Source organism: Taylorella asinigenitalis MCE3 (assembly GCF_000226625.1).
GTDB classification, from domain to species: domain Bacteria; phylum Pseudomonadota; class Gammaproteobacteria; order Burkholderiales; family Burkholderiaceae_B; genus Taylorella; species Taylorella asinigenitalis.
In genome coordinates this window covers 1,536,335-1,552,292 of record NC_016043.1, presented here as the reverse complement: position 1 = coordinate 1,552,292, position 15,958 = coordinate 1,536,335, and the positions used below count along the sequence as shown (strand labels likewise).

The window sequence follows — 15,958 nt, the reverse complement described above, 5'->3', positions numbered from 1 at the left end:
GTTTAACTCATAAAATGTAGAAAAGGCGGCCCATAAAAGCCGCCTTATATATTACACAGAATTTAGCTTATTTCTTAGCTTTGTCTTGTGCAGGCTCTTCAGCTTTAGCAGCCTCTTGGTCCATCATAGTAGGAGCTAATGTTTGTTCCATAAGATCATTATCCCAAACACCATCTACTTTTATATGTGCCAATGCACCGAAGTTCACTGCTTCAATCAAGTTATGGCTCAGATAAGTATAGGTGCCAGGTTGTTTGAATTTATACATAGCTGCACCAGCCGACCCACCAGCAATCATCCAAGTTTCTATGTCAGTAACAGGAGCATCGTTAAAATTACCGCGTTCCCAAACATATTCACCATGACCACCGATGAGGTGAGGATATGACTGACGGTTCGCTTGTGAGTGATAAATCATCACAGTTTCGCCAACTTTAGCAGTCATAGCATTTTCGCCTGTGTATTGGTGTTTGCGTTCACCGAATACGATATGAGTAGGAATAAGAGTGTTCATAGTTGCTACGTCTTCAGCGTAAGACATAGACGCATTTTCAAAGCGCATCCATTTTCCATCTTTATCTTTAGGAATATAGAAGTCTTGTTCACCGATATAAAAAGCTTTATCGTAAGTTAGTTTATTACCCTCTTTATCGCGAAGCCCTTCTTTAGGAAGAACTACAACAGCACCGTTCATGCCATGAACTACGTGCCAAGGAATCATAGCACCACCTGGAGCACAGTGATAGATATGAACGCCTGGTTTAATTGCTTTCCAACGAAGCTTAACTTCTTGACCAGGAGCCACATAAGTTAATTCTCCACCTCCTAGAGCACCAGTTGATGCGTGAAAGTCAATATTATGAACCAACGTGTTTGTCGCTTTGTTTTTAAGAGTCAATTCAACATAGTCGCCTTCATGTACAACAATAAGCGGACCAGGAACACTTCCGTTATATGCAAAAGCCCACATAAACACACCAGGCTCAACTTCAATTTCTTTTTCCTCGATTTCCATAGTAACTTCTACTAGGCGAGGAGCCGCAGGTGCCTCTAGACTATGTTCATGAACAAACGGAGGCTCTTTCAAATCGAGTTTTACGCGTTCAAGGTCCTTGATTGAATCTGGTGCCTTTTTAACTTCATAGCCAGGTAGTCCGCCTGTGGTTGCTGGAGCAGCTTCTTGTGCTGTGGCAATGCCTCCGCCAAACACTGACGCCGCCAATAGTGCCGAAAGAATTAGTTTTTGTTTCATATAACTCCCCTTAAAAAAATTTAGGTCTCTGCTAATAGTTTAGTATATTGTGTGGACAATAAATTGATTTGAATCAATTTTTTAAGCCGCCCCATACTATATCAATAACTTAGATTCCGTACGTTTTTTAGGGGATTTAGTTTTAAAACAACGTTTGGTGGCAATACGTTCGCATTGCCACCCTAGCAACTATAAAACCATAGTTGCTACTACTCCAGCAAGAAGTAAAGGAATATTAAAGTGAACAAAAGTAGGAATTACTGTGTCCTTGATGTGGTCGTGTTGTCCATCGACATTTAAACCTGAAGAAGGGCCTAGGGTTTGATCGGATGCAGGGGACCCTGTATCTCCAAGAGCACCAGCTGTAGCGATTAATGCGATAGTAGCCTCAGGCGAAAATCCAAGACTTGCACAAATAGGAACGAAAATAGTCGTAATAATAGGGATTGTCGAGAACGAGCTACCAATGCCCATAGTTACAAGCAAACCAACTGCCAGCATTGCAAATGAAGCCATCATTTTGCTGCCACCGAATATCTCGATAGATGAACGAACAAGGGGTTCAATTTCTTTAGTGGCATTCATCACGGAAGCAAAGCCTTGAGCGGTAATCATGATAAATCCAATCATGCACATCATTTTCAAACCTTCAGTGAAAATGCCGTCTGCAGATTTCCACTTAATCACTCCAGTTACTAGGAATAATGCGAACCCGAGCATTGCCCCCATAAGTAACGAGCCTGTCGCAAGCTGAACTACAAACGCAACCACGATTGAGCCAAGAGCCACTAAATTGCGGAATGTAGAGTATTGCGGTTGATCTGTGGTTTCTAATGATGTATCTGCAACGCTTTCGACTGTACGATATTCGCGAGGTTTGCGATATGAGATGAAAATGGCAATAAGTAAGCCGATAAACATCCCGATAAATGGAATTATCATTGATCCGATAATATTTACATTGCTTACGTCAAGGCCATATGGCTTACCTGCATTATTTACATTAGGGATAATGATTTTGTTTAAGAAAATATCACCAAATCCATATGGAAATGCCATATAACACGCAACCATACCAAAGCTTAGAGCACACGCAATCATGCGGCGATCCATCTTAAATGTGTTGAAAATAATGATTAGAGGTGGAACTACGATAGGAATGAACGCAATGTGAATTGGGATTAGGTTTTGGCTGAAGCAACCGAGTAGGAAAAGAACAAATATGACGGCCCATTTTATGGTCGTACTTTTGGGATTTCTCCTAGTGCTCTCAATCACTTTGCTTGTGATGAATTCAGGTAATCCTGAATGAGCGATACCCATAGCAAAAGCGCCTAGTAAAGCGTAAGAGAGGGCGGTTTCGGCACCATTGCCAAGGCCATCTGACATAGCACCTAAGGTATCTGACAGGGATAGTCCCGAGGCCAGGCCTCCAACCAATGCCCCGATAATCAGGGCTAGAATCACGTGAACGCGTGCTATTGATAACACAAGCATCACTATCACGGCTAAAACTACTGAGTTCATAATAATTTCCTTTTTAAAGAAGTAAAAAAAAGACCCTAGAACCTGCCGGTCCTAGGGTCGCATTTGCTAAAGTTAATTTAGAGTACTAAGGCAGCGATCGTCCCGGCAATAAGTAAAGGTACGTTGTAATGCAGGAAAGTAGGGATAACAGTATCCCTAATATGATCATGCTGACCGTCGATATTTAGACCTGAAGTTGGGCCAAGTGTAGAATCAGAAGCTGGAGACCCTGTGTCACCAAGTGCACCAGCTGTGCCGATAAGTGCAACCGTAGCTGCAGGACTAAATCCTAATGCTGTACAAATTGGAACAAAAATGGCAGCAATAATTGGAAGAGTAGAGAATGAGCTACCGATACCCATAGTTACTAGCAATCCAACAAGTAACATCGAAAAAGCAGCCATCAACTTGCTATCACCGAAAATCTCAGTAGAAGCACGAACTAGAGGCTCAATCTCTTTAGTAGCTTTCATAACTTCAGCAAATCCTTGAGCTGTAATCATGATAAAGCCAATCATACACATTAAACGAAGCCCCTCAGAGAATATTCCTTCTGATGCTTTCCATTTAATAACACCAGTTACTATAAATAGAGCGAACCCAGACAGAGCTCCTAAAATCAATGAGTCTGTTATTAGTTGCACAACGAAAGCCGCTACAATTGCACCAATTGCAACAAGACTCCTAAAGCTAGAAATCTCAGGAGCCTTCATATTTGCTACCATATTAGTAGAATCTGCATCAAGATATGTACGTGGTTTGCGATAACTTACAAAAATAGCAAATAACAAACCAAAAATCATACCTAAAGCAGGAATAAGCATAACTTTAATAATGCTAATATCTGATGTGCTTAGACCCGCCTGCTCGATATTAGGAAGAAGAATTTGGTTAAGATAAATTTCACCAAATCCATAAGGTAGGGTCATATAACATGTGACTAAACCAAAGCTAATAGCACAAGCAATCATGCGACGATCTACTTTAAATTGGTTAAATACAACTAAAAGCGGAGGAATTACAATCGGTATAAAGGCAATGTGGATAGGGATTATGTTTTGAGAGAGCATGCCCATAATCACAACGACAGTGATAACCATCCATTTTAGATTTGTGCTTCGAGGATTATTTCGTATAGTAGTAATTACTTTACTTGATAACATCTCAGGTAGTCCTGAGTGTGCAATAGCCATTGCAAAAGCACCTAATAGAGCATAAGACAATGCAACTTGTGCACCGTTTCCTAAACCAGCTTGAAAAGCATCAACCGTCTCTATAAGTGAAAGGCCAGAAACAAGACCACCTACTAAAGCTGCAATCAGAAGGCTTAGTACAACGTGCATGCGTGACACTGCTAAAACAAGCATTACAATCACTGCTAGCACAACTGCATTCATGACGCCCTCCGAAAAAAATATTAAACATTACTAAAAAAGATACACTCAATTTCAAAAAAATTTTAAAAATAGGTATTTGCCCTTAGGAGTTTTTGTGGTTTTCGTACAAAAAATGATAAAAATCAACGGTTGTATATATAAATTTAGCAAAATATCTTGCATTAATTTAAAATTTTTTTTAGAATGTGAGTCTTTACTTTTTCTTTTTAATACAAAAAGAGAAAGGATAAAAAAAGAAATTTTAAAGATTTTTAGCGGATTAGTGCGTATAAAAACAAATAAGTATTAGCCGCAACGTTAGTAATCTATTAGCTTATTTAGAAATTTAATCTAGTAGATTTTAAGCAATTTTGCTTGGCCAAAACTGATTTTTATTAGGCTTTTTGTAAAGCTCAATTATGGCACCCAGCCTTAATGTGACTTTTGCCTTTTAGGAATTAAGTTGGATTTATAAATCGGAAGATTGACATCATGATACAAATGCAAAGCACGTTAGACGTGGCTGATAACACTGGTGCACGCCGCATTATGTGCATTAAGGTATTAGGCGGATCTAAGCGCCGTTACGCTTCTATTGGTGACATAATCAAAGTAAGCGTTAAAGATGCTGCACCTCGCGGCCGCGTAAAAAAAGGTGAAGTTTATAACGCAGTAGTTGTACGCACAGCTAAAGGTGTGCGTCGTAAAGACGGTTCTCTAATCCGTTTCGGCGGAAATGCTGCGGTACTTCTTAACTCTAAACTAGAGCCTATTGGTACTCGTATCTTCGGCCCTGTAACTCGTGAATTACGTACAGAGCGTTTTATGAAGATCGTTTCATTGGCTCCAGAAGTTATTTAAGGAGCGGCACTATGCATAAAATTCGTAAAGGCGATGAAGTTATTGTTATCGCAGGTCGCGACAAAAAACGTCGTGGTGTAGTGCTTGAGAGGGTTGATGCTGATCACGTAATCGTAGAAGGCGTTAACGTAGTTAAAAAACACACTCGACCAAACCCTATGGCTAATAATCCTGGTGGTATTGTGTCTAAAAATTTACCTATCCATATTTCTAATGTGCAGATTTTCAATGCTGCTACAGGTAAAGCGGATAAAGTAGTTTTTAAAGAAGAAGACGGTCGTAAAGTTCGTGTGTTCCGTAGCAACGGCGAAGTCGTTGGCGTTAAAGCATAGGCGGTGAATTATGGCTCGTTTACAAGATTTATACAAAGATAAAATCGTAGCTGAATTGAAATCTCAATTTAACTACAAAAGCGATATGGAAGTGCCTCGCATTACTAAAGTAACACTTAATATGGGTGTTTCTGAGGCTGTATCAGATAAAAAAGTTATCGAAAACGCAGTTGCGGATTTAACTAAAATCGCTGGTCAAAAACCTGTAGTTACTAAAACTCGTAAAGCGATTGCGGGATTTAAGATTCGCGAAAACTATCCAATTGGTTGCATGGTGACTTTACGTGGTCAACGCATGTATGAATTTATTGATCGTTTAGTTACGGTAGCATTGCCACGTGTAAGAGACTTTCGTGGTATTTCTGGCCGTGCATTTGACGGACGCGGTAACTACAACGTAGGGGTTAAAGAGCAAATTATCTTCCCTGAAATTGAGTACGACAAAATTGATGCTTTACGTGGTTTAAACATTAGTATCACCACGTCAGCTAAAACAGATGAGGAAGCAAAAGCTTTATTAAAAGCCTTCAACTTCCCATTCAGAAACTAAGGGGCGATATAGTGGCTAAACTTTCACTTATAAATCGTGATATCAAGCGTGCAAAATTAGTTGAAAAATATTCAGCTAAACGTGCGGCTCTTAAAGCGATTATCGATGATCAATCTAAAACTGATGAAGAGCGTTATCAAGCACGTTTGAAGTTACAGCAACTTCCACGTAACGCGAATCCAACTCGTGTACGTAACCGTTGTTCTGTTACTGGACGTCCACGTGGCGTATTCAGCAAGTTTGGTTTAACTCGTCACAAACTACGCGAGACAGCTATGCGTGGTGAAGTGCCTGGTATGACTAAAGCGAGCTGGTAGGAGAAATATTATGAGCATGAGCGATCCAATCGCAGATATGTTGACTCGCATTCGTAATGCACAGCAAGTCGAAAAAGTATCAGTTTCTATGCCATCTTCTAAGCTAAAAGTAGCTATTGCTGCAGTTCTAAAAGAAGAAGGTTATATCGAAAACTATCAAGTTAACGGCGATAAAACTAAGCCTCAACTTGAGATTGAACTTAAGTACTATAAAGATGAACCAGTAATCTCACGTATCGAACGTGTATCTCGTCCTGGTCTTCGCGTGTACAAAGGTCATGACAGCATTCCTCAAGTTATGAATGGCTTAGGTGTTGCTATTGTTTCCACATCCCGTGGCGTTATGACAGACCGCAAAGCGCGCTCTGAAGGCGTTGGCGGTGAAGTTATCTGCTACGTAGCGTAAGGGGGTATATAGATGTCTCGTGTCGCAAAAAATCCAGTAGTAGTACCTAGTGGAGTTGAAGTTAAAATCGCAGCTGATAGCATAAACGTAAAAGGTCCTTTAGGTGAGCTTAAACAGGAACTTTCAAACGATGTAGTTGTTAGCTTAGATGACGGAAAAATCACATTTGCTGTAGCAAACGACTCACGTCACGCAAATGCAATGTCAGGAACATTGCGTGCTCTAGTAAATAATATGGTTACTGGTGTGAGTAAAGGTTTTGAGCGTCGCTTAACACTTATCGGTGTCGGTTATCGTGCACAAGTTCAAGGTCAAAATCTTAAACTTGAATTAGGTTATTCGCACGATATTATTCATCCATTGCCACAAGGTGTTAAAGCTGAATGCCCATCGCAAACTGAGATCGTTCTTAAATCTCACGATAAGCAAGCAGTAGGTCAAGTTGCAGCAAATATTCGTGCATATCGTCCACCTGAGCCTTATAAAGGTAAGGGCGTTAGATACGCAGATGAGCATGTTGCCATCAAAGAAGTTAAGAAAAAATAATAACGCAAGCAAGGAAATATCATGGACAAGAAATTATCTCGTTTGCGTCGTGCAGTGGCTTCCCGCCGCAAAATTGCTCAGTTACGCGTACATCGTTTATCTGTACATCGTACGAATCTGCACATCTACGCAAATATTATTTCGCCAGAGGGCGACAAAGTGTTAGTTACGGCTTCTACTCTAGAGCCTGAAGTTCGTCAAGAACTAGCTAACGATAAAAAATTCGGGGGAAATGTGGCAGCCGCAGCTATCGTTGGAAAACGTATTGCAGAAAAAGCTAAAGCTGAGGGGATCGAATCAGTTGCATTTGATCGTGCCGGTTTCCGTTATCATGGCCGCGTAAAAGCGCTTGCAGAAGCTGCTCGCGAAGCTGGTCTTAAGTTCTAAGAAAGGGTTTTAAATGGCTAAAGCACAAAATAAAAACACTGCTGACCAAGAACGTGATGACGGTTTTCGCGAAAAAATGATCGCAGTAAACCGCGTTAGCAAAACTGTAAAAGGTGGTCGCACTATGAGCTTCGCAGCTTTAACAGTGGTCGGCGACGGTGATGGTCGTATCGGTGTGGGTAAAGGTAAAGCACGTGAAGTTCTTGTTGCGGTTCAAAAGGCTATGGAACAAGCTCGTCGTGGTATGACTAAGATCCCTCTTATTAATGGTACATTACATCACACAGTAGTAGGTAAACATGGTGCATCTACAGTACTAATTTCTCCAGCTGCTGAAGGTACTGGTGTAATTGCTGGTGGTCCTATGCGTGCAATTTTCGAAGTTATGGGTGTCCGTAATGTTGTGGCTAAAAGTTTGGGTTCTTCAAATCCATATAACTTAGTACGTGCTACTTTAAACGGCTTAAACGCTTGCATGACACCATCAGACGTTGCTGCTAAACGCGGTAAAACTGTTGAAGAAATTCTAGGATAAGTCATGTCTCAAAAGCAAATTAAAGTTACATTAGTTCGATCTGTTATTGGTACTAAAAGCGACCATCGTGCTACAGTGCGTGGTTTAGGTTTAGGTAAAGTAAATAGCAGTCGTGTTCTTCTTGATACTCCAGAGATTCGCGGCATGATCCGCAAAGTGGATTATCTAGTAAAAGTTTCAGAAGTCTAAAGGAATCATGATGGCTGAAATGCAACTTAATACATTATCACCTGCTGAAGGAAGCAAACACGCAAAACGTAGAGTTGGTCGTGGTATTGGTTCCGGTTTAGGTAAAACTTCTGGACGTGGACACAAAGGTCAAAAATCACGTTCTGGTGGTTTTCATAAAGTAGGTTTTGAAGGTGGCCAAATGCCTCTTCATCGTCGTTTACCAAAACGTGGTTTTACTCCGTTTAATCAGCATTTGTACTCTCAAATTCGTTTATCTGATTTACAAAAGTTAACTGACGAAGAAGTCGATGTTCAATCACTTAAAGCTGCTGGTATTGTTGATCAAGCAGTTAAATTTGTGAAACTTATCAAATCAGGTGAGATTTCTCGCAAAGTGGTTCTTCGCGGAATTAAAGCAACTGCTGGTGCAAAAGCTGCTATTGAAGCGGCTGGTGGCTCTTTATCTGAATAAGGGGTATTTAGTGGCAAAAGCTCAGAAAACTCAGACTAGTAGAAAATCATCATTGCCTGATCAATTAGGAAATACTAAGAAGTATGGCGATTTGACTTCTCGTCTTGTGTTTTTATTATTAGCTTTAGTTGTCTATCGTTTAGGAACTCATATACCTGTACCAGGTATCAATCCAACCGTGATGGAGCAAGTGTTTTCTTCTCAGTCAGGCGGGATTTTAGGTTTCTTTAATATGTTCTCAGGCGGTGCATTATCACGATTCTCGGTGTTTGCACTAGGGATTATGCCTTATATTTCGTCATCTATTATTATGCAATTGATGACCTCGACAATCCCGTCGCTTGAAGCTATTAAGAAAGAGGGTGAAGCAGGACGTCGTAAGATTACGCAATATACAAGATATGGCACCGTGCTCATTGCCACCTTACAAGCATTTGGTATTGCCGCATCGCTACAAGGATTTATGGAATCGTATCCTGGATTAGTTTATACACCAGGTCCTATGTTCATATTTACTACTGTAGTAAGTCTTGTGACTGGAACTATGTTCTTGATGTGGCTAGGTGAGCAAATTACTGAACGCGGTTTAGGTAACGGTATTTCAATCATTATCTTTGCAGGTATTGTTGCTGGATTGCCTGCGGCATTGGCTGGGATGTTCGAGTTGGTATCTCAAAATCAGATCAGTGCTTTAGCTACGATGATTATCTTGGCTTTGGTTATAGGCGTTACTATGCTTGTGGTTTTTGTGGAGCGTGCTCAAAGACGTATCACAGTCAACTATGCAAAACGTCAAGTAGGAAACAAAATTATGGGTGGGCAGTCATCGCACCTTCCGCTTAAGATTAATATGGCTGGTGTAATTCCACCAATCTTTGCATCTTCAATTATTTTGTTCCCTGCGACTATTGCACAATGGTTTTCAGGTTCTAGCGACATTCGTTGGTTAAGCGACTTAGCGGCTACATTAAGCCCAGGTCAACCTTTGTATACGACTTTATTTGCTGCTTTAGTTATATTTTTCTGCTTCTTCTATACGGCCCTTGTGTTTAACAGCCGAGAAACTGCAGATAATTTGAAAAAGTCAGGGGCTTTTGTCCCAGGTATTCGTCCAGGACAGAATACAGCAAAATATATCGATAAGATTTTGATGCGTTTGACTCTTGTGGGAGCTGTTTACATTACATTAGTTTGCTTAATGCCAGAGTTCTTGCGTATGCAGTGGCGTAATGTACCATTTTATTTTGGTGGTACATCTCTACTAATTATTGTGGTTGTTGCTATGGATTTTTTAGCTCAAGTACAGGCTTATTTGATGTCTCATCAATACGATGCCTTGCTTAAGAAATCAAATTTCCGCGGCAATTTACCGATGAGATAATCGGCATAAGTTTCTAGGTGTAGATACATGGCTAAAGACGACGTAATTCAAATGCAGGGTGAGGTGATCGAGAATCTTCCGAACGCTACATTTCGTGTGAAACTAGAAAATGACCATGTTGTGTTAGGTCATATTTCTGGAAAGATGAGGATGCACTACATCCGTATTCTTCCGGGCGATAAAGTGACTGTGGAATTAACTCCATACGATCTAAGTCGCGGTAGGATTGTTTTCCGCTCTAAGTAGTGGATTTATTTAGGAGTGACAAATGAAAGTCATGGCATCGGTAAAGCGTATTTGCCGCAATTGTAAAATTATTAAACGTCACGGAGTTGTGCGTGTAATCTGCACAGATCCTAGACATAAGCAACGTCAGGGCTAAGCCTTGATGCAATCATAGAGGAAAATACATGGCTCGTATCGCAGGTATTAATATTCCGCCGCATCAGCATGCTGAAATCGGTCTAACTGCTATTTATGGAATCGGACGTTCACGCTCTCGCTTAATTTGCGAAGCTGCAGGCGTTGAGACTACTAAAAAGGTAAAAGATCTAACCGACGAAGAATTAGAAAAAATTCGCGAAAAAATCGGTGAATTTACAGTAGAAGGTGATTTGCGACGTGAAGTTCAACTTTCGATTAAGCGTCTTATCGACCTTGGAACTTATCGTGGCATGCGTCACAGACGTGGTCTGCCAGTACGTGGTCAGCGCACTCGTACTAATGCACGTACACGCAAGGGTCCACGTCGTGCGGCTCAATCGTTGAAGAAATAATCGGAGTAGCTAAATAATGGCAAAAGCTTCTAACAGCGCAACTCGTGCGCGTAAAAAAGTAAGAAAAGTTGTAAGCGAGGGTATTGCCCACGTTCACGCATCTTTTAATAACACCATCATCACAATTACTGACCGTCAAGGCAATGCCTTGTCATGGGCGACGTCGGGTGGAGCGGGCTTTAAAGGCTCACGCAAATCGACGCCTTTTGCAGCGCAGGTTGCAGCCGAGTCAGCGGGACGTGTTGCTATGGAATATGGTATCAGCTCTTTAGATGTACGTATCAAAGGCCCTGGCCCTGGTCGTGAATCTTCTGTGCGTGCATTAAATGCTTTAGGTATCAAAATCACTAGCATTTCAGATATTACTCCTGTTCCGCACAATGGTTGCCGTCCTCCTAAACGTCGTCGTATCTAGCAACTTAAAGGAACAATAATAAATGGCACGTTACACAGGTCCTAAATGTAAACTTTCACGTCGTGAAGGTATTGATCTATTTCTAAAAAGCGCACGTCGCCCATTAGATTCTAAATGTAAGTTTGAATCTAAACCGGGTCAGCATGGACGTACTTCTGGTGCTCGTACATCAGACTACGGTACTCAATTACGTGAAAAACAAAAACTAAAACGTATGTACGGTGTACTAGAGAAGCAATTCCGTAAATATTTTGCTGAGGCTGAGCGTCGTCGCGGTAACACTGGTGAAACTCTTATTCAACTTCTTGAATCTCGTCTAGATAATGTTGTATATCGCATGGGATTTGGCTCAACTCGTGCAGAAGCACGTCAGTTAGTAAGCCATGGAGCTATTGAATTAAACGGCAAGAAAGCTGACATTCCTTCAATTATCGTTAAATCAGGTGACGTAGTTTCAGTACGTGAAAAATCAAAAGGGCAAGCTCGCATTAAATCTGCATTAGATTTGGCTGAAAGCTTAACATTCCCTGAGTGGGTTTCTGTAGATACTAAAAAATTCGAAGGTACATTTAAACAAGTTCCTGATCGTGCTGATGTTGCACGTGATATTAACGAATCACTAATCGTAGAGCTTTATTCTCGATAGTATAGATTGCATCGCATTGCCACTTTGCAGTGTGATGCATATTTTTATCCATCAGCCTTATCGGTGTAACGAGCCGAGGGTATTGAAAAGGAAAATTTATGTCAGAAGCATTCTTAAAACCAAGAACAATAATCGTAAATCCAATTACGGATTTCCATGCAAAAGTTGTTATGGAACCGTTCGAGCGTGGATTTGGTCATACACTAGGTAACGCACTAAGACGTATTCTTTTGTCATCTATGACAGGTTATGCAGCTACTGAAGTGCAAATCGCAGGTGTTGTGCATGAGTATGCATCAATTCAAGGCGTACAAGAAGACGTTGTTGATATTCTTCTTAACCTTAAAGGCGTTGTATTTAAATTGCATGGTCGCGAGGAAGTTACTCTTTCACTTTCAAAATCTGAGCCAGGCGAAATTAAAGCTTCTGATATTGAGCTGCCACATGATGTAGAAATTATTAATCCAAATCACGTTATCGCAAACTTACAAGAGGGCGGTAAACTTGATATGCATATTAAAGTAGAGCAAGGTTGCGGCTATGTCCCAGGAAATGTACGTGCTCTACGTGAAGACCGTCATCACTCTATTGGTCGTATTATTCTTGATGCTTCATATAGCCCAATCCGTCGTGTAAGCTATGAAGTAGAAAATGCACGTGTTGGTCAACGCACAGACCAAGATAAATTAATTCTTGATATCGAAACTAACGGTGTACTTACTCCTGAAGATGCGGTACGTCAAGCTGCTCGCATCTTAATGGATCAAATAAGTGTCTTTGCTTCTCTTGAAGGTTCTCCGAATATGTATGAAGCACCAGCACGTGGTACACCGCAAATCGACCCTGTACTTCTTCGCTCAGTTGATGACCTTGAGCTTACAGTTCGATCAGCAAACTGCCTTAAAGCAGAAAATGTATTCTACATTGGCGATCTAATTCAGAAGACAGAAAATGAATTACTTAAAACACCAAACCTTGGTCGTAAGTCACTTAATGAAATTAAAGATGTGCTTACAGCTCGCGGTTTGTCATTAGGTATGAAGCTTGAAAACTGGCCTCCAATTGGTTTGGAACGCCCATAATTTTTAACTTAAACGGGCCGCCTCTTGAGGATAGAAGACCCGTATTTTTAGATTCATAAGGAAAAAACATGCGTCACCGTCAAGGTCTCCGTAAATTAAATAGAACATCAAGCCATCGTTTGGCTATGTTCAGAAATATGTCTGTTTCTCTAATTCACCATGAAGCTATCAAAACAACATTGCCAAAAGCAAAAGAGCTTCGTCGAATTATTGAGCCTCTAATTACTTTAGCCAAAGAGCCTACAGTTGCAAATCGCCGTATTGCTTTCGCACGTCTTCGTGACCGCGATGCAGTTGTGAAACTTTTTAATGAGCTTGGTCCTCGATTCAAAGAGCGTCCAGGTGGCTACACTCGCATTCTTAAAATGGGCTTCCGCCAAGGGGATAATGCTCCAATGGCTTACATGGAATTTGTAGATCGTCCAGAGCCTACTGAGGACGAAGAAGTAGACGAATAGTTCTAGTTTCTTTTAAGCGTTTTGTAAACCTAGCAATGCCTGCCGTTGCTAGGTTTTTTTATTTAAAATCGTAAGCATTTAGGTCGTCTTAGTTTGCTTTATAAGAGTTGATGAAAAATTTAAATTCCTTGATTGTGGCAATGTTTTTGCTTTTAAGACTATCCTCGTTTAAATGATATTACTTTTGAATAGTCTCAACACAATCCTTTAAAATAGGCATTCTCAATTAGCTTTTAGAGAATTTGTTTTGGCTAAATTATTAAAAGATTTTGAATGGACTGGACGTTCAGATGGTGAAGGTGAGGCACATGCCCGCATTCATAATTGCATTAATACAGAAAAACCAGCCGATAACTTCATTGTAGGATTTGCATCTGATGAGGGTGTTGGAAGAAATCACGGAAGAATTGGAGCCGCCCAAGCACCAAATTTAATTCGTAAACAGCTTGCAGGCTTTGCTGTTCATAAACCTTTTTTTATTCAAGATTTAGGTACAGTTTCATGTGAGGATAGCAACCTTGAAAATGCACAAACTCTGCTCGCTGAAACGATACTGCCCCACTTAAGTGAACATAATAAAAATATAGTACTTGGAGGAGGGCACGAGGTTGCATTCGGCTCTTTGCTAGCAACTACACAGTATGCAAGATCGCAAAATAAAAAACTGGGCATTATCAATTTCGATGCTCATTTTGATTTGCGAGAGCCTCCTAAAACACCGGAACCTCCCGAATTCCATGTGTTCAGCAATTCCCTCAAATCTGGCCAGCCCCCTGAAATAAAGAAAACACTAAACACACCACAAGATTGGACTCACGGCTATTCAACTTCAGGCACACCATTCTATCAAGGTCTCCACGCATATGATAATGCGAAGTATATGGCCTTGGGTATTGCCACCCAATCCAATACAAAAATTCTTTTTGACCGTGCTAATGCACTTGGGGTGCAATATATTCTTGATTATGAAATGATCACAAAGCCGCACGCACAGCTTGTATCGGCCATTGATAAGTTTCTCGAGCAGATAGATATTTTGCATTTAAGCATTGATCTAGATGTATTTCCACAATCACAAGCCCCAGGTGTTAGTGCACCAGCACCTCTCGGAGTAGGCTACAATATCGTCCATCCGTTACTTCGACATATCTTTAAGTCCAATAAGACACTTTTGCTCGAAGTGGCTGAACTAAATCCAAATTATGATATCGACTCTAGGACCGCTAAATTAGCGGCTCACATAGTTTATGAATTTGCACATGGAGGACTTTAGATGCACGTTCAATTCAATTCTGTAACTACTCTTTTGATTGCATGTGTGATGCTCTTAATTGGTCGTTCGCTCAGGGTGAATGTGAAATTTTTTGAGCGATTTTTGATACCTACGCCAGTGATTGGCGGGTTTATTGCCAGTATTATTGTTCTAATTTTAAAGAAAGTTTTTGGAGTAGATATTCTGTTTGATGTGCAGCTTCAAACGCCGCTTATGGTCGCATTCTTCACGACTGTTGGCTTAGGCGGAAGTTATACACTTTTAAAAGCTGGCGGTAAGGCCATGATTGTTTACCTCTTGTTATGTTGGTTTGTAGCTTTTTATCAAAGTGGTCTTGGAGTCTTGCTCGCATCGATTATGGATATACATCCCGTGATAGGTGTTATGTCTGGAGCTGTAGCACTTGAGGGTGGCCATGGCAATGCCGCCGCATTCGGCAGCATGGCTGAGGATCTCGGTGTTAGCTCCTCTACAGCCGTGGCCATTGCGGCAGCTACATTCGGTTTGATTGCAGGAAGCCTTTTAGGTGGTCCAATCGGTGGTTACTTGATTCGCAAACACAATCTTAAGATCGAAGCCGAAGAGATTACATACGAAACAAAACACGATAGACACTCAGAGGTGCGAGCTTATACATTTATTCACACATTGGCGCTTTTACTTGTAGCTATGGTTTTAGGAGAATATGTTGCAGGCCTAATCACTCAGAGCACAGGATATTCATTGCCAGCTTATGTAGGTTCTATGCTTGTAGCCATAGTTATGCGAAATTTTAATGATATGGTGCATATGGTTACGTTGAACGAAAAAGCTGTGAATTTGATAGCTGAGATTTCTTTAGGTATTTTCCTTACTATGGCCATGATGAATATGCGTCTTTGGGAATTGGCCGATGTTGCGGGACCGTTGATTCTTATGTTGGTTATACAGGTTCTGTGTCTGGTTGTGTTGACTGTGTTTGTTCTGTTTAGGTTGCTTGGAAAATCATATGATTCTGCAGTGATGTGTGCTGGTATGATGGGGCATGGACTAGGTGCGACTCCAAATGCAGTAGCAAATATGTCTTCAGTAACTGAACGATATGGTGTTCATTCTCCAAAAGCATTTTTAATCATACCTCTGTGTGGGGCAGTGCTTATCGATATTGTTTCTGTTCCTTGGCACACTTGGCTTATTAATTACTTGGTTAAATAGT

The 15,958-nt window shown here is 40.8% G+C and carries 23 protein-coding genes; 20 read left to right on the top strand and 3 right to left on the bottom strand.

All coding sequences use genetic code 11. The annotated features are described in order from the left end of the window. Positions 1 to 67: 67 nt before the first annotated feature. From nirK to TASI_RS07350, 3 genes are all read right to left on the bottom strand, one after another. Positions 68 to 1,252, bottom strand: a complete 1,185-nt coding sequence (nirK, locus tag TASI_RS07360) for a copper-containing nitrite reductase (RefSeq protein WP_014112135.1) — start codon at positions 1,250 to 1,252, stop codon at positions 68 to 70. 189 nt (positions 1,253 to 1,441) lie between these two features. Beyond that, positions 1,442 to 2,779 carry a Na+/H+ antiporter family protein gene (locus TASI_RS07355; protein ID WP_014112134.1) on the bottom strand — a complete coding sequence of 446 codons (1,338 nt, stop codon included), beginning with the start codon at positions 2,777 to 2,779 and terminating at the stop codon, positions 1,442 to 1,444. Positions 2,780 to 2,856: 77 nt separating this feature from the next. Next, on the bottom strand, positions 2,857 to 4,176 hold the full coding sequence (locus TASI_RS07350) for a Na+/H+ antiporter family protein (protein WP_014112133.1): 1,320 nt from the start codon (positions 4,174 to 4,176) through the stop codon (positions 2,857 to 2,859). 471 nt (positions 4,177 to 4,647) lie between these two features. Here TASI_RS07350 and rplN point away from each other — a divergent pair, with 471 nt between their 5' ends. The 20 genes from rplN (at position 4,648) to gltS (ending at position 15,957) form a co-directional block, all read left to right on the top strand. Next, entirely contained in the window at positions 4,648 to 5,016 is a 369-nt protein-coding gene (gene rplN / locus TASI_RS07340; RefSeq protein WP_014112132.1) for a 50S ribosomal protein L14, read from the top strand. Positions 5,017 to 5,027: 11 nt separating this feature from the next. Further along, positions 5,028 to 5,348 (top strand): 50S ribosomal protein L24, encoded by a 321-nt coding sequence (gene rplX / locus TASI_RS07335; RefSeq protein ID WP_014112131.1) that lies wholly within the window; start codon positions 5,028 to 5,030, stop codon positions 5,346 to 5,348. 10 nt (positions 5,349 to 5,358) lie between these two features. Then, positions 5,359 to 5,898, top strand: a complete 540-nt coding sequence (gene rplE / locus TASI_RS07330) for a 50S ribosomal protein L5 (RefSeq protein ID WP_014112130.1) — start codon at positions 5,359 to 5,361, stop codon at positions 5,896 to 5,898. An 11-nt stretch (positions 5,899 to 5,909) separates the two neighbouring features. After that, the gene (gene rpsN / locus TASI_RS07325) at positions 5,910 to 6,215 is read left to right on the top strand and encodes a 30S ribosomal protein S14 (RefSeq protein WP_014112129.1); all 306 of its coding nucleotides are present in this window, start codon (positions 5,910 to 5,912) and stop codon (positions 6,213 to 6,215) included. A gap of 10 nt (positions 6,216 to 6,225) precedes the next feature. Then, positions 6,226 to 6,621: a 30S ribosomal protein S8 gene (gene rpsH / locus TASI_RS07320; RefSeq protein WP_014112128.1), complete on the top strand. Its 396-nt coding sequence runs from the start codon at positions 6,226 to 6,228 to the stop codon at positions 6,619 to 6,621. A 12-nt stretch (positions 6,622 to 6,633) separates the two neighbouring features. Then, complete coding sequence (rplF, locus tag TASI_RS07315) at positions 6,634 to 7,167, top strand: 50S ribosomal protein L6 (protein ID WP_014112127.1); 534 nt, start codon at positions 6,634 to 6,636, stop codon at positions 7,165 to 7,167. A 21-nt stretch (positions 7,168 to 7,188) separates the two neighbouring features. After that, entirely contained in the window at positions 7,189 to 7,554 is a 366-nt protein-coding gene (gene rplR / locus TASI_RS07310) for a 50S ribosomal protein L18 (RefSeq protein WP_014112126.1), read from the top strand. Positions 7,555 to 7,567: 13 nt separating this feature from the next. Continuing rightward, on the top strand, positions 7,568 to 8,089 hold the full coding sequence (rpsE, locus tag TASI_RS07305) for a 30S ribosomal protein S5 (protein ID WP_014112125.1): 522 nt from the start codon (positions 7,568 to 7,570) through the stop codon (positions 8,087 to 8,089). A 3-nt stretch (positions 8,090 to 8,092) separates the two neighbouring features. Further along, complete coding sequence (rpmD, locus tag TASI_RS07300; RefSeq protein WP_014112124.1) at positions 8,093 to 8,278, top strand: 50S ribosomal protein L30; 186 nt, start codon at positions 8,093 to 8,095, stop codon at positions 8,276 to 8,278. 10 nt (positions 8,279 to 8,288) lie between these two features. Next, entirely contained in the window at positions 8,289 to 8,732 is a 444-nt protein-coding gene (gene rplO, locus TASI_RS07295; protein ID WP_014112123.1) for a 50S ribosomal protein L15, read from the top strand. 52 nt (positions 8,733 to 8,784) lie between these two features. Beyond that, positions 8,785 to 10,113 carry a preprotein translocase subunit SecY gene (gene secY / locus TASI_RS07290; protein ID WP_187286163.1) on the top strand — a complete coding sequence of 443 codons (1,329 nt, stop codon included), beginning with the start codon at positions 8,785 to 8,787 and terminating at the stop codon, positions 10,111 to 10,113. 27 nt (positions 10,114 to 10,140) lie between these two features. Next, complete coding sequence (gene infA, locus TASI_RS07285) at positions 10,141 to 10,359, top strand: translation initiation factor IF-1 (protein ID WP_014112121.1); 219 nt, start codon at positions 10,141 to 10,143, stop codon at positions 10,357 to 10,359. Positions 10,360 to 10,381: 22 nt separating this feature from the next. After that, positions 10,382 to 10,495 carry a 50S ribosomal protein L36 gene (gene rpmJ, locus TASI_RS07820; RefSeq protein ID WP_003805360.1) on the top strand — a complete coding sequence of 38 codons (114 nt, stop codon included), beginning with the start codon at positions 10,382 to 10,384 and terminating at the stop codon, positions 10,493 to 10,495. A 28-nt stretch (positions 10,496 to 10,523) separates the two neighbouring features. Then, on the top strand, positions 10,524 to 10,889 hold the full coding sequence (gene rpsM / locus TASI_RS07280) for a 30S ribosomal protein S13 (RefSeq protein ID WP_014112120.1): 366 nt from the start codon (positions 10,524 to 10,526) through the stop codon (positions 10,887 to 10,889). Between the two features lie 16 nt (positions 10,890 to 10,905). After that, a complete protein-coding gene (rpsK, locus tag TASI_RS07275; RefSeq protein ID WP_013521707.1) occupies positions 10,906 to 11,304 on the top strand; it encodes a 30S ribosomal protein S11 in 399 nt (132 codons plus the stop codon). A 22-nt stretch (positions 11,305 to 11,326) separates the two neighbouring features. After that, a complete protein-coding gene (gene rpsD, locus TASI_RS07270; protein ID WP_014112119.1) occupies positions 11,327 to 11,950 on the top strand; it encodes a 30S ribosomal protein S4 in 624 nt (207 codons plus the stop codon). 98 nt (positions 11,951 to 12,048) lie between these two features. Further along, the gene (locus TASI_RS07265) at positions 12,049 to 13,032 is read left to right on the top strand and encodes a DNA-directed RNA polymerase subunit alpha (RefSeq protein ID WP_014112118.1); all 984 of its coding nucleotides are present in this window, start codon (positions 12,049 to 12,051) and stop codon (positions 13,030 to 13,032) included. Positions 13,033 to 13,100: 68 nt separating this feature from the next. After that, positions 13,101 to 13,490: a 50S ribosomal protein L17 gene (gene rplQ, locus TASI_RS07260; protein ID WP_014112117.1), complete on the top strand. Its 390-nt coding sequence runs from the start codon at positions 13,101 to 13,103 to the stop codon at positions 13,488 to 13,490. A gap of 247 nt (positions 13,491 to 13,737) precedes the next feature. Further along, on the top strand, positions 13,738 to 14,763 hold the full coding sequence (locus tag TASI_RS07255; RefSeq protein WP_014112116.1) for a formimidoylglutamase: 1,026 nt from the start codon (positions 13,738 to 13,740) through the stop codon (positions 14,761 to 14,763). Beyond that, positions 14,764 to 15,957 (top strand): sodium/glutamate symporter, encoded by a 1,194-nt coding sequence (gene gltS, locus TASI_RS07250; RefSeq protein WP_014112115.1) that lies wholly within the window; start codon positions 14,764 to 14,766, stop codon positions 15,955 to 15,957. It abuts the gene before it with no gap. Position 15,958 lies beyond the last annotated feature (1 nt).

Coding starts and splice junctions, on each gene's coding strand:
- rpsM (WP_014112120.1), top strand. CDS start 10,524: ATGGCTCGTATCGCAGGTATTAATATTCCGCCGCATCAGCATGCTGAA.
- rplX (WP_014112131.1), top strand. CDS start 5,028: ATGCATAAAATTCGTAAAGGCGATGAAGTTATTGTTATCGCAGGTCGC.
- rplQ (WP_014112117.1), top strand. CDS start 13,101: ATGCGTCACCGTCAAGGTCTCCGTAAATTAAATAGAACATCAAGCCAT.
- rpsD (WP_014112119.1), top strand. CDS start 11,327: ATGGCACGTTACACAGGTCCTAAATGTAAACTTTCACGTCGTGAAGGT.
- nirK (WP_014112135.1), bottom strand. CDS start 1,252: ATGAAACAAAAACTAATTCTTTCGGCACTATTGGCGGCGTCAGTGTTT.
- rplO (WP_014112123.1), top strand. CDS start 8,289: ATGGCTGAAATGCAACTTAATACATTATCACCTGCTGAAGGAAGCAAA.
- rplR (WP_014112126.1), top strand. CDS start 7,189: ATGGACAAGAAATTATCTCGTTTGCGTCGTGCAGTGGCTTCCCGCCGC.
- rplF (WP_014112127.1), top strand. CDS start 6,634: ATGTCTCGTGTCGCAAAAAATCCAGTAGTAGTACCTAGTGGAGTTGAA.
- infA (WP_014112121.1), top strand. CDS start 10,141: ATGGCTAAAGACGACGTAATTCAAATGCAGGGTGAGGTGATCGAGAAT.
- rpsH (WP_014112128.1), top strand. CDS start 6,226: ATGAGCATGAGCGATCCAATCGCAGATATGTTGACTCGCATTCGTAAT.
- rplN (WP_014112132.1), top strand. CDS start 4,648: ATGATACAAATGCAAAGCACGTTAGACGTGGCTGATAACACTGGTGCA.
- TASI_RS07265 (WP_014112118.1), top strand. CDS start 12,049: ATGTCAGAAGCATTCTTAAAACCAAGAACAATAATCGTAAATCCAATT.
- rplE (WP_014112130.1), top strand. CDS start 5,359: ATGGCTCGTTTACAAGATTTATACAAAGATAAAATCGTAGCTGAATTG.
- rpmJ (WP_003805360.1), top strand. CDS start 10,382: ATGAAAGTCATGGCATCGGTAAAGCGTATTTGCCGCAATTGTAAAATT.
- TASI_RS07350 (WP_014112133.1), bottom strand. CDS start 4,176: ATGAATGCAGTTGTGCTAGCAGTGATTGTAATGCTTGTTTTAGCAGTG.
- TASI_RS07355 (WP_014112134.1), bottom strand. CDS start 2,779: ATGAACTCAGTAGTTTTAGCCGTGATAGTGATGCTTGTGTTATCAATA.
- gltS (WP_014112115.1), top strand. CDS start 14,764: ATGCACGTTCAATTCAATTCTGTAACTACTCTTTTGATTGCATGTGTG.
- rpsE (WP_014112125.1), top strand. CDS start 7,568: ATGGCTAAAGCACAAAATAAAAACACTGCTGACCAAGAACGTGATGAC.
- rpsK (WP_013521707.1), top strand. CDS start 10,906: ATGGCAAAAGCTTCTAACAGCGCAACTCGTGCGCGTAAAAAAGTAAGA.
- rpmD (WP_014112124.1), top strand. CDS start 8,093: ATGTCTCAAAAGCAAATTAAAGTTACATTAGTTCGATCTGTTATTGGT.